The sequence below is a fragment of the Coprococcus comes ATCC 27758 genome (genome assembly GCF_025149785.1).
GTDB classification, from domain to species: domain Bacteria; phylum Bacillota; class Clostridia; order Lachnospirales; family Lachnospiraceae; genus Allocoprococcus; species Allocoprococcus comes.
The window spans coordinates 2,022,143-2,034,914 of sequence record NZ_CP102277.1; the positions used below are offsets into that span (position 1 = coordinate 2,022,143).

A 12,772-nucleotide genomic window follows, 5' to 3' on the forward strand; every position below is an offset into this window, starting at 1 on the left:
TCGCTGCATATGTTTTTTAGTTTGTCTGCTGTTTTTCCTGCAGATCCTTCTCGTCAAAAGCTTCACTGATCGGAGCACCCGGAGCAACCATCGGCCATACCTTGTCATCGCTGTCGATCTGGCAGTCAATCACCACCGGACCGCCTGCATTTAAAGCAAACTTAAATGCATCTGCGAATTCTTCTCTGGTCGTAGCTCTTACCGCTTTCGCCCCCATCGCTTCTGCGAGTTTCACAAAATCTACTGCATCATTCAGAACAGTTGCTGAATAGCGCTGTCCGTAAAACAGATTCTGCCACTGTCTTACCATACCAAGCACATGGTTGTTCACTACAACCTGGATAATTGGAATGTTATAACGCGCCGCTGTTGCAACTTCATTCATATTCATACGGAAGCATCCGTCTCCGGCGATATTGACTACCGTCTTCTCCGGTCTTCCCATCTTGGCTCCGATTGCAGCTCCAAGACCGTATCCCATGGTTCCAAGACCACCTGACGTAAGCAGTGTTCTCGGTTTTGTGAATTTATAATACTGCGCTGCCCACATCTGATGTTGTCCAACTTCTGTGACGATGATCGCATCACCTTCTGTCTGTTTGTAAATCTCTTCGATCACATACGGACCGGTCAGACTTTCCGGATGATAGGCAAGCGGGTATTTTGCTTTATATTCCTGGATCTTTTTGATCCATTCGGTGTGTTCCTGCTGTGGCAGTTTTTCATTAACTGCCGCAAGCACTTCTTTGATATCTCCAACCACACCTTCATCGATAATGACATTCTTGTTCATCTCTGCCACATCAATATCAAACTGGAGAATTTTTGCATTACTTGCAAATTTATTTGGATTACCTGTGACACGGTCGGAGAATCTTGCACCGACTACGATCAGAAGATCGCTTTCACTGACTCCAAAGTTCGATGTCTTGGTACCATGCATACCAAGCATTCCTGTATAAAGTTCATCAGTTCCCGGAAATGCACCTTTTCCCATCAGGGAATCACATACCGGACACTGTACCTTGTCTACGAATGCACGGAGTTCTTCACTTGCATCAGATAATATAGCTCCGCCTCCGACGAATACAAACGGACGCTTTGCTTCTTCGATCATCTCTACTGCCTTGTCAATATCTTCCATGCAGATTTCTTTTTTGTATTTTACGATTGGCTGGATTTTGACAGGCTCATACTCTGCTTTATTGCCTGTCACATCTTTCGGGATATCGATCAGCACCGGTCCCGGTCTTCCGGACTGTGCGATCTCAAACGCCTTGCGGATCGTCTTTGCAAGATCATTGACATTCTTCACAATAAAATTATACTTTGTGATCGGCATCGTAATACCGGTAATGTCAATTTCCTGGAAGCTGTCTTTTCCAAGAAGCGGTACCCCTACATTACAGGTGATCGCAACGATCGGAATAGAATCCATAAATGCGGTCGCGATTCCTGTTACGAGATTTGTTGCTCCAGGTCCACTGGTTGCAAAACACACCCCAACCTTACCAGTGGCACGCGCATATCCGTCTGCCGCATGAGAAGCTCCCTGCTCATGCGATGTAAGGATATGTCTGATTTCATTACTATGCTTATATAATTCATCATATACATTTAAAATTGCACCGCCCGGATATCCGAATACGGTATCCACGCCTTGCTCTTTTAAACACTCTATCAGTATTTCTGCACCATTTAACTGCATTGTACATTCCCCTTGTCCAGATTTTATTTTATTTGTGTGGAACTTCCAGAACTGCTCCACGGTTTCCTGAAGTTACCATTGCTGCATATCTTGCAAGATATCCTGTTGTAACTTCCGGTTCTCTTGGCTGCCATTTTTCTTTTCTTCTTGCAAGTTCTTCATCTGAAATTCTTGCATTTAATTTCAGGTTCGGGATATCGATCTCGATGATATCGCCTTCCTCGATCAATGCTACCGGACCACCGACTGCCGCTTCCGGTGATACATGTCCGATAGAAGCTCCACGGGATGCACCGCTGAAACGGCCGTCTGTAATAAGTGCTACCGATGAACCAAGTCCCATACCTGCGATTGCAGAAGTTGGATTCAGCATTTCCGGCATACCAGGACCACCCTTTGGTCCGACGTAACGGATAACTACAACATCTCCCGGATGGATATCTCCGCCTTTAATTGCCTTGATCGCATCATCTTCACATTCAAATACTCTTGCAGGTCCTTCATGTACCAGCATTTCCGGTACAACTGCAGAACGTTTTACAACACTGCCGTCCGGTGCGATATTACCTTTGAGGACTGCAAGTCCACCCGTCTGGCTGTATGGATTGTCGATCGGACGGATTACTTCCGGATTTTTGTTTTCGCATCCTGCGATATTTTCTCCAACTGTCTTTCCGGTTACTGTCATGCAGTCTGTGTAAAGAAGACCTTTCTTATTCAGCTCGTTCATAACAGCATATACACCACCTGCTTCATTCAAGTCTTCCATATATGTCGGACCTGCCGGTGCAAGGTGACAGAGGTTCGGAGTCTTTTCGCTGATTCCATTTGCAAAATCAATCTCAAAATCCATACCAATCTCATGTGCGATCGCCGGAAGGTGAAGCATACTGTTGGTTGAGCATCCAAGTGCCATATCAACAGTAAGGGCATTTAAGATGGCTTCTTTTGTCATAATGTCTCTCGGACGGATATTTCTTCTGTACATTTCCATTACCTGCATACCTGCATGTTTTGCAAGACGGATTCTTTCTGAATATACAGCCGGAATTGTTCCATTTCCCTGAAGCCCCATACCAAGTACTTCTGTCAGACAGTTCATGCTGTTAGCTGTATACATTCCGGAGCAGGATCCGCAGGTAGGACATACTTTATTTTCAAATTCACATACATCACATTCGTCCATTGTTCCTGCTGCGTAGGATCCAACTGCCTCGAACATGCTGGAAAGACTTCTCTTCTGTCCTTTTACATGTCCCGCAAGCATTGGTCCGCCACTGACGAACACTGTAGGTACATTAATACGGGCTGCTGCCATCAAAAGTCCAGGTACATTCTTGTCGCAGTTCGGGATCATAACAAGGGCATCAAACTGATGCGCCATTGCCATTGCTTCTGTCGAATCTGCGATCAGATCTCTCGTTACCAGAGAATACTTCATACCGATGTGTCCCATTGCAATACCGTCACAGACTGCGATCGCCGGGAACATGATCGGTGTTCCACCTGCCATGGCAACTCCCATCTTTACTGCATTTGCAATTTTATCCAGGTTCATATGTCCCGGAACGATTTCGTTATAAGAACATACGATTCCGACAAGCGGTCTCTCCAGTTCTTCTTTTGTAAGACCAAGCGCATTGAACAATGATCTGTGCGGCGCCTGCTGCATACCTGTTTTTACATTATCACTTCTCATGATTTTATAATCCTCCTGTAACTTTTGGCTCTATTCTATTACAGTTCCGTCCTGCTTCTCTTTCCCCATAGCAGTACGGAACTGTATCTTTCCCAATCCTTGACTATCGAATTCTTTCGCAGATCAGATCTCCCATCCGGGCTGTTCCAACCTTTGTACATCCGTCTGACATAATATCCCCGGTTCTGTATCCATCTTTTAACACCTGGGAAACTGCTGCTTCAATCGCATCTGCTGCTTTATCCTGATCCAGGCTGAAACGAAGCATCATTGCTGCTGAAAGAATTGTTGCTATCGGGTTTGCAATTCCCTGTCCTGCTATATCCGGTGCCGAACCGCCACTTGGTTCATACAATCCGAACCTGGTTTCATTCAGACTTGCACTTGCCAGCATTCCGATCGAACCGGTTACCATGCTTGCTTCATCAGAAAGGATGTCTCCGAACATATTCTCTGTAAGAATGACATCAAACTGCTTCGGATCTTTTACAAGCTGCATTGCACAGTTGTCAACCAGCATATGCTCCAGTGTAACTTCCGGATAATCTTTCGCAACTTCTTCTACTACTTTTCTCCAGAGTCTTGAAGAATCCAGTACATTCGCCTTATCGACGCTTGTCACTTTCTTTCTTCTCTTCATTGCAATGTCAAACGCGCGGATCGCAATCCTGCGGATCTCATCCTCATTATAGGTAAGTGAATCGAATGCAGTCAGCACACCATCCACTTCTTCTGTCTTCCTCTCTCCAAAATAAAGACCGCCTGTCAGTTCACGCATAATCATCAGATCAAATCCGCCTTCTGTAATCTCTTCTTTCAGAGGACATGCACCCTTCAGTTCATTATACAAAACCGCCGGACGCAGATTTGCGAACAGGTTCAGTTCTTTTCTGATCTTCAGAAGACCGGCCTCCGGTCTCTTTGACGGTTCCAGCTTATACCACGGGGAAGTCTTTGCATCTCCTCCAATGGATCCCATCAGTACGGCATCACATGCTTTTGCTTTTGCTACCGTCTCATCTGTAAGCGGGACTCCATGTACATCAATGGATGCGCCCCCAAGAAGCAGCTGTTCATAAGAACAGTCAAATCCGTATACCTCTCCTGCTTTATCAAGAACTTTCATCGCTTCCGTTACAATCTCCGGACCGATTCCGTCACCTTTAATTACTCCGATTTTCAGGCTCATCTTTGTCATTCCCTTCTATGTATCTGTGATTTTTGTACCATTTTTCGTTCCAAAAATCTGTTAAACACTATAATACCGTATTTTTCGTCAGGTTTCAACCCTTTAATCTGTAAAAGTATAAAAATCCAGAGTGAACTCTGTTTTATTTTCCTGTTTTCTGTGGAATCACAAAGATAAAGATCAGCGAACTGACAAACAGCATTCCCGGATAAAAAAGCTTCGGAATGATCTGAAATGCAGAAATCTCACCGCCGAGCTCATGCACTGCCGAAATTGCCACCAGCATCTGCGCACCATACGGGATCACCCCCTGTGAAATACAGGAAAAAGTATCCAGAAGGGAAGCCGTCTTTCTCGGTGTGATCTGATAATCGTCTGCCATTTCCTTTGCAATTGGATTAGCCATCACAATTGCTACGGTATTGTTCGCTGTTGCCACATCCAGGAGCGCTACCAAAATACCAACACCCAGCTGACCACTTTTCGATCCCTTAAAGACACGGTGGATCACATCCAGCAATACATCAAAGCCACCATTTTCCCGGATCAGCGCACACATTGCAGCAACCAGCACCGCCACCATACAGGTTTCAAACATCCCGGATACACCTGAGCCCATGGCAGCAAGCATTTCATACGGTGTTACCTGCCCCATTGCAAGCATGATCACCGCACCGGACACAATTCCTGTCAAAAGTACCAGAAAGACGTTGAACCCTGCGATCCCGCCGACCAGCACCAGCACATACGGAATGATCTGCGTCAGATTGTATTCGTGCGTAACTGCCGTTCCGATCTCTGCCCGGAAAGAGCTGATCAGGATCAGAACCAACGATACGATCGCCGCCGGAAGTGCGATCCAAAAATTTTCCCGGAATTTATCTTTCATCTCACATCCCTGCCCGTTGCAGGCAGCAATTGTTGTATCTGATATGAAAGAAAGATTGTCCCCGAACATGGAGCCTCCCATCACCGATGCCACGCAAAGTGCCAGGGAAAAACCGGACGTCTGCGAAACTGCCGCCGCAATCGGAGTCAGAAGGGTGATCGTCCCAACCGAAGTTCCCATTGCTGTTGAAACAAAACATGCAACCACAAACAGAACGGCAACCGCAAACCGTGCCGGGATGATCGATAGCATAAAATACGCCACACTCTCTGCACTGCTTCTTCCAACCACTCCCACAAAAGTTCCCGCCGTCAGGAAAATCAGCAGCATTGTGATAATATTCTTATCTCCGATTCCCCGTCCCATGATCTCCAGCTTCTCATCAAAGCCAACCTTTCTGTTCTGCAGACACGCGACCAGGAGTGCCGCCAGAAACGCCACTACGATCGGTACATTATAAAACCCCATTGGAATTTTCATTATGTATTCAAATAAAATACCCAGTCCCAGATAAAATACCAGAAATACACCGACCGGCAAAAGTGATGCACTTTTTCTTCTTTTTTCCATATATTTACCTCTCATCTGCTTCTATTGCTTCCCGGATCTTCCCAAAAACTTTTCCATATCCGGAAAACAAACAGCAATATTTCTCCTTATCATAGCATATTCTTCTCTTTTCCCGCAATAAGGGAAATACAGAAAGTTCCCGCACAAACCGTATAAAAATACACTTTTGCACAAAAAACAGAAGTCTGTCTCTGTTTTTTCAGGACAGACTTCTGTTTTTTACATATACATTTTACAGATGCCAGATGTCTCTGTTGTATTCAGCAATGGTTCTGTCAGATGAGAAATATCCTGCTTTTGCGATATTCACAACCATCTTCTTTGCCCATGCCATGCGGTCTTCATAATCTGCGTAAGCCTGTTCTTTCTTCTGGATATAATCTTTCACATCAAGAAGTGTCATGAACCAGTCTTTACGGATCAGTTCTGCATGCAGTTCAAGAAGCAGGTATTTATCTCCGATACGGAGAAGTTCCGGGCTGATGATAAAGTCTACCAGTCTGCGGATCTCTTCATCATTGATATAGTAATCAACTGCATTATAATCCATCTTGCGGTAATGCTCGATAACCTGTTCACTGGATTCTCCGAAGATGTAGATATTTTCATCCCCTACAAACTGATGGATTTCTACGTTGGCTCCATCTTCTGTTCCCATTGTCACAGCCCCGTTCAGCATGAATTTCATGTTACCTGTTCCACTTGCTTCTTTGGATGCAAGAGAAATCTGTTCAGAAATATCACAGGACGGGATCAGCTTTTCTGCCAGTGTCACGTTGTAGTTTTCTACCATAACCACTTTCAGATACGGTGCGACTTCCGGATCATTATCAATCAGCTCCTGCAGGCAGAGGATCAGATGAATGATATCCTTTGCAATAATATAAGCCGGTGCAGCCTTGGCTCCAAAGATTACCGTGATCGGAGTCTCCGGTTTCTTTCCGCTCTTGATCTCCAGATATTTATAGATCACATATAATGCATTCATCTGCTGACGCTTGTATTCATGCAGACGTTTTACCTGAATATCAAAAATTGAATTTGGATTGATTTCCAGTCCCTGTGTTTCTTTTAAGTAAGCTGCCAGATCCTCTTTCTTTTTCTGTTTTACTACAAGAAGGCTCTTTAAGGTTTCCTCATCATTTACATAATCAAGCAGTTTTTCAAGCTTTGTTGCATCTTTTCGGTAATCCGGTCCGATCTTCTCATCCAGCCATGCAGTCAGTTCATGGTTGCAGTGCAGCAACCATCTTCTGAACGTAATACCATTAGTCTTGTTGTTGAATTTCTGTGGGTAAATGTCATAGAACGGTTTCAGTTCTTCATTTTTCAGGATCTCTGTATGAAGATACGCAACTCCGTTGACACTGTATCCATAATGGATGTCCATATGAGCCATGTGTACACGATTCTGGTCATCGATAATATGGACTCTCGGATCTTTATATCTTCCCTTAATTCTTGCATCCAGATCACGGATGATCGGAACGATCTGCGGTGCAACCTGCTCCAGATAATCAACCGGCCATTTTTCCAGTGCTTCTGCGAGGATGGTGTGATTGGTATATGCGCAGGTCTTCTGTACGATCTCAATCGCCTCATTGAAGTCGATCTGTTTCTGAACAAGAAGACGGATCAGCTCCGGAATAATCATAGAAGGATGTGTATCATTGATCTGGATCGCCACATGCTCATGAAGCTTTCTGAGATCATATCCCTTTTCTTCACACTCGCGGATGATATACTGTGCTGCATTGGAAACCATAAAATACTGCTGATAAATACGGAGCAGATTTCCTGCCTTGTCGCTGTCATCCGGATAGAGGAACAGCGTCAGGTTCTCACGGATATCGTTCTTATCAAAATTGATTCCGTTTCCAACGATTGCATCATTTACCGTCTCTACATCAAAAAGATGAAGTTTGTTGCTTCCGCCTTCGTATCCGGTTACATCAATATCATACAGATGGGAACGAAGACTGAAATCCTTGAACGGGACTTCAAATGAAATACCGGTATCATTGAGCCAGCTGTCTTTTTCAATCCACGGATTCTTCTGTTCATCCTGTTTGTGGTCGGTAAATACCTGTTTGAACAGACCCATATGATAGTTCAGCCCGATTCCGTCTCCCGGAAGTCCGAGTGTTGCAATGGAATCCAGGAAGCAGGCTGCCAATCGTCCAAGTCCACCATTTCCAAGAGACGGTTCCGGTTCAACTTCTTCGATCTCTGCAAGATTTTTCCCGTGCTTTTTCAGCACCTCTGCTGTCTCATCATAAATTCCAAGGTTGATCAGGTTGTTGGATAAAAGCTTTCCGATCAGGAATTCTGCGGAAATATAATAGAGTTTTCTCTTTCCTTCGTTCTTCGGTCCTTCTTTGATCCGTTCCTTTGTCAGTGTAAGCAGCGCATAATATACCTGTTCATTCGTTGCCTGTTCAAGTCCTGTCTGGAATTTCTCCTGTAAAATCTCTGTCAGTCTTGCTTCCATGTTCTTCTACCTCCTGTAGTTGATTCTCTTTCTTTCAGTGTTGCCGGAAGATATTTCCCTTCCTGGCTTTTCTTTGTTTCTATCATGTCAAACAGAATCCCGACAGACTGTCTCGCGATCTCTTCGACCGGCTGCGCCATCGTAGTGATCGCCGGCTGATAAAATCCGGTATAGTCAAGTCCGTCAAATCCTGCAACCGCCACATCTTCCGGAATCCTTTTTCCCTCTTCCAAAAGCGCCTTGCATGCACCAATCACCATCAGATCGGAAATTGCAAATACTGCGGTAAATTCTGTTTCTTTTTTCAACAGTTTTTTCATCATCCGATATCCGTTTTCCATCGAATAAGTAGTATCTTCTTCATCCAGATAACAGATTCTTTCCTCATCCGCTTCCAGGCCATGTGCCTTTAGTGCTTCCCTGTAACCTTCCAGTCTGAGTTTTCCGATGTTCTCATCTTTCTTATCCGAGGCAAGGATTGCAATCTTTTTATGTCCGGTCTCGCACAGATAATCTACGATCTTACGGCTTTCCGCACGGTCGTCAATTGATACATAGGATGCGATACATTTCTCCGGCAGTTTATCAAATGCTGCCGTACTTACAACAAACGGAACCTTTATCTTTGCAATCCGCTCTTTGTTCTTCCTGAAATCCCCACCCAGGAAAATAATCCCTCTGAGCTTTTTTTCTTTGATCAGCTCCAGTGCGGTATCGACCTCATCCTGATCCTTTCCCATATGCTGGATAAAAAAGGAATATTTCTGTCTGCGGATCTTTTTTTCCATTACCCGCATCATCGTCGCGAAAAATGGATTATCAATCTCCTTTACCAGAATCGCAATGGATTTCGAATCGGTCCGTTTCAGATTCCTCGCACTGTTATTCGGCACAAAATTTGATTCTTCAACCGTCTTTAAAATCATCTTTTTGGTCTCAGGATTGATATCCGGATGATTGTTCAGCGCACGGGACACGGTGCTGACTCCGACCCCGCACTTCTTCGCAATATCTTTAATCGTCATTCCCATTTTATTTCTTTTCTTCTCCTAAGTCCTCCGCATCTTCAGCCTTAAGGAGCATCTCTGTCTTCTCCGGGATCCTGCAATAAAGTTCTGTCATCCTGCGAATTTTTTTCACAAGTTTTTTTGAGATCTCATCCCTATGAAGTCTCCAGATCCAGTTACCGCCAAGGGTTGACGGATGATTGATCCTCGCTTCATTACCGAGGCAGAGATAATCCTGAATCGGAATGATACAGGTATCCGCCACGCTCGACTGCGCAAGACGGATGATTTCCCATACTGCTTCATTGACACTGAGTTTCTTTCTTCCCATATAGCGAAGTGCGAACTTCTTATCTTCTTTTTTTAATTCTCTGTACCATCCTGCCAGTGTTTCATTGTCATGGGTTCCCGTGTATACTACACAGTTCTTATCATAATTATGTGGCAGATAGTTGCTAGGCTCTCTGGAATCAAATGCAAACTCCAGAACTTTCATTCCCGGATATCCGGACTCTTCCACCATCCGGATCACACTGTCTGTCAGGAATCCAAGATCCTCTGCAATAATTTTCACATCACCCAGAGTCTCTTTTACCGTCCGGAAAATATCCATTCCCGGTCCTTTTTCCCAATGTCCGAATTCCGCTGTCAGATCTCCGTATGGAATGGAATAATATTCATCAAATCCACGGAAATGATCAATTCGAATCACGTCATAAAGTTCGACACAATGACGGATTCTCTTCATCCACCATGCATATCCGGTCTTTTTATGATATTCCCACTTATAAAGCGGATTGCCCCAAAGCTGTCCGGTTGCACTAAATGCATCTGGCGGGCACCCTGCAACACCAGTCGGAAGTCCGTTCTCATCAAACTGGAACAGTTCCGGATGCGACCAACTGTCTGCGCTGTCGAACGCTACATAAATCGGGATATCACCAATGATCTCAATCCCTTTTTCATTCGCATATGCTTTCAGTGCACCCCACTGTGTTGCAAATTCATATTGCATAAACTTCTGGAACAGGATGCCTTCCCGATTCTCTTTGGCGAATTTTTCCAGCGCCAGCTCATCTCTCAGACGATATTCATCTTCCCATTCACTCCAGCTCTTCCCATCATTCGCGGCTTTGATCTCCGTATAAAGCGCATAATCATCCAGCCATTCTTTATTCTCCTTACAGAATTTCTGAAAATCTGCATCATCTGCGATCCGGCTTCTTTCATATGCTTTTCTTAAGATCTCATATCTGCAGTTATAAATCTTTTCATAATCCACATATCCCGCATTATCACCAAAGTCATATGCCTTACATTCATCTTTTGTAATCCAGCCCTTTTTTATCAGCTTTTCCAGGTCTATAAAATACGGATTTCCTGCAAAAGTGGAGAAAGACTGATACGGCGAATCTCCATACCCTGTCGGGCCTAACGGAAGGATCTGCCAGTAGCTCTGACCTGCCTTCTCAAGTGTATCTACAAACTTGTATGCTTCTTTCGAAAAAGCACCTATTCCATATTTTGATGGCAGACTTGCCACCGGCAGTAATATACCGCTTGTTCTCATAATATGCACCTCACATCTTTCTACAGCAACGGTTTCGGTATCGGTATCGGTAACGTTTCCAATAATTGTATTATAAAAGCATTGCATATAAAATGCAATGCTTTTTTTTCAACTTTTTCAAAAAATTTGATTTAGTTGTTCTCCGGCTTTTCAACCTGCATGATCGCAGATTTCTGCATCGGGATACGGCAGTTCTTGTTGCTTCCGAATTCAACGATTACGTCTTCATCTGTAATATCAATAACAACTCCGTAAAAACCGCTTGTTGTAAGAACAGTATCTCCTACAGCCAGTTCAGATAACATCAGCTGTACTCTCTTCTGTTCCTTTTTCTGTGGTCTCATCAGTAACCACCAGAATCCTCCGATAATTACAACGTAAAATAAAATAAGTACGATTGGATTATTCATTTTTCTTTCCTCCTGCTAAAATAGACACTGTTACCATCATACACAATAATAGGACATTCATCAAGACATTTTAGAAATTTTTTATCCTAATCTTCTTTTTCTTCCATTTTTGCCAGTGTCTCTTTCTTAAACCTGGCATATCTTCCCTCTTCGATCGCCTCTCTGATGTCTTCCATAAGATGATTATAATAATATAAATTGTGGAGAACGCAAAGCCGCATTCCAAGCATCTCTTTTGCTTTCAGCAGATGACGGATATAAGCTCTTGAATAACGGCGGCAGGCCGGGCACTGACAGCCTTCTTCGATCGGGCGTTCATCCAGTTCAAATTTTGCATTGAACAGATTCAGCTTACCATGTTTTGTATAAACATGTCCATGTCTTCCGTTACGGCTTGGATATACGCAGTCAAAGAAATCCACACCTCTGTCTACCGCTTCCAGAATATTTGCCGGCGTTCCGACTCCCATCAGATAGGTCGGTCTGGCAACCGGAAGACACGGAACTACTGCATCCAGGATCCGGTACATCTCTTCATGTGTCTCACCAACTGCGAGTCCGCCGACTGCGTATCCATCCAGATCCATCTCTGCGATCTGCTGTGCATGCTCAATACGGATATCTTCATAGACACCACCCTGATTGATCCCGAAAAGCATCTGATGTTTGTTGATCGTATCATCAAGAGAATTGAGTCTTGCCATCTCTTCTTTACATCTTGCGAGCCATCTCGTTGTACGCTCTACCGATGCCTGCATATATTTCCTTTCCGCTACGCTGGACGGACATTCATCAAATGCCATTGCGATCGTAGACGCCAGATTCGACTGAATCTGCATACTTTCTTCCGGTCCCATAAAAATCTTTCTTCCGTCAATATGGGAATTGAAGTATACACCCTCTTCCTTAATCTTTCTGAGTCCGGCAAGAGAAAACACCTGAAATCCGCCGGAATCAGTAAGGATCGGCTTGTCCCAGGCCATAAATTTGTGCAGCCCGCCAAGCTTTTTCACTACCTGATCCCCCGGACGCACATGCAAATGATAAGTATTAGACAGTTCCACCTGTGTTCCGATTTCTTCAAGATCTGCGGTAGAAACAGCCCCTTTGATCGCTGCAATTGTTCCTACATTCATAAATACAGGAGTCTCGATTACTCCGTGTACGGTATGGAAGCGGCCGCGCTTGGCGCGACCGTCCCTTTTTATCAGTTCATACATAAAATTGACCTCTCTCTCA

9 protein-coding genes are annotated in these 12,772 nt (G+C 44.3%); all 9 read right to left on the bottom strand.

What is annotated here, in order from left to right; genetic code table 11:
- Window positions 1-16 precede the first annotated feature (16 nt).
- The 9 genes from ilvB to tgt all read right to left on the bottom strand — a co-directional run bounded on the left by ilvB (window position 17) and on the right by tgt (window position 12,753).
- Complete coding sequence (gene ilvB / locus NQ556_RS10155) at window positions 17-1,708, bottom strand: biosynthetic-type acetolactate synthase large subunit (protein ID WP_022220361.1); 1,692 nt, start codon at window positions 1,706-1,708, stop codon at window positions 17-19.
- 28 nt (window positions 1,709-1,736) lie between these two features.
- Window positions 1,737-3,407 carry a dihydroxy-acid dehydratase gene (ilvD, locus tag NQ556_RS10160; protein ID WP_008374941.1) on the bottom strand — a complete coding sequence of 557 codons (1,671 nt, stop codon included), beginning with the start codon at window positions 3,405-3,407 and terminating at the stop codon, window positions 1,737-1,739.
- 103 nt (window positions 3,408-3,510) lie between these two features.
- Window positions 3,511-4,596, bottom strand: coding sequence for a 3-isopropylmalate dehydrogenase (leuB, locus tag NQ556_RS10165; protein WP_022220360.1), 1,086 nt, complete (start codon window positions 4,594-4,596; stop codon window positions 3,511-3,513).
- A 142-nt stretch (window positions 4,597-4,738) separates the two neighbouring features.
- Window positions 4,739-6,055: a Na+/H+ antiporter NhaC family protein gene (locus tag NQ556_RS10170; protein WP_022220359.1), complete on the bottom strand. Its 1,317-nt coding sequence runs from the start codon at window positions 6,053-6,055 to the stop codon at window positions 4,739-4,741.
- 232 nt (window positions 6,056-6,287) lie between these two features.
- Window positions 6,288-8,546: a glycogen/starch/alpha-glucan phosphorylase gene (locus NQ556_RS10175; RefSeq protein WP_008374933.1), complete on the bottom strand. Its 2,259-nt coding sequence runs from the start codon at window positions 8,544-8,546 to the stop codon at window positions 6,288-6,290.
- On the bottom strand, window positions 8,531-9,577 hold the full coding sequence (locus NQ556_RS10180) for a LacI family DNA-binding transcriptional regulator (RefSeq protein WP_022220358.1): 1,047 nt from the start codon (window positions 9,575-9,577) through the stop codon (window positions 8,531-8,533). The genes NQ556_RS10175 and NQ556_RS10180 overlap by 16 nt, the downstream gene beginning before the upstream one ends.
- A 1-nt stretch (window position 9,578) precedes the next feature.
- Complete coding sequence (malQ, locus tag NQ556_RS10185) at window positions 9,579-11,123, bottom strand: 4-alpha-glucanotransferase (protein WP_044999358.1); 1,545 nt, start codon at window positions 11,121-11,123, stop codon at window positions 9,579-9,581.
- 131 nt (window positions 11,124-11,254) lie between these two features.
- The gene (gene yajC / locus NQ556_RS10190; protein ID WP_008374927.1) at window positions 11,255-11,533 is read right to left on the bottom strand and encodes a preprotein translocase subunit YajC; all 279 of its coding nucleotides are present in this window, start codon (window positions 11,531-11,533) and stop codon (window positions 11,255-11,257) included.
- Between the two features lie 86 nt (window positions 11,534-11,619).
- Window positions 11,620-12,753 carry a tRNA guanosine(34) transglycosylase Tgt gene (gene tgt / locus NQ556_RS10195; RefSeq protein ID WP_022220357.1) on the bottom strand — a complete coding sequence of 378 codons (1,134 nt, stop codon included), beginning with the start codon at window positions 12,751-12,753 and terminating at the stop codon, window positions 11,620-11,622.
- Window positions 12,754-12,772 lie beyond the last annotated feature (19 nt).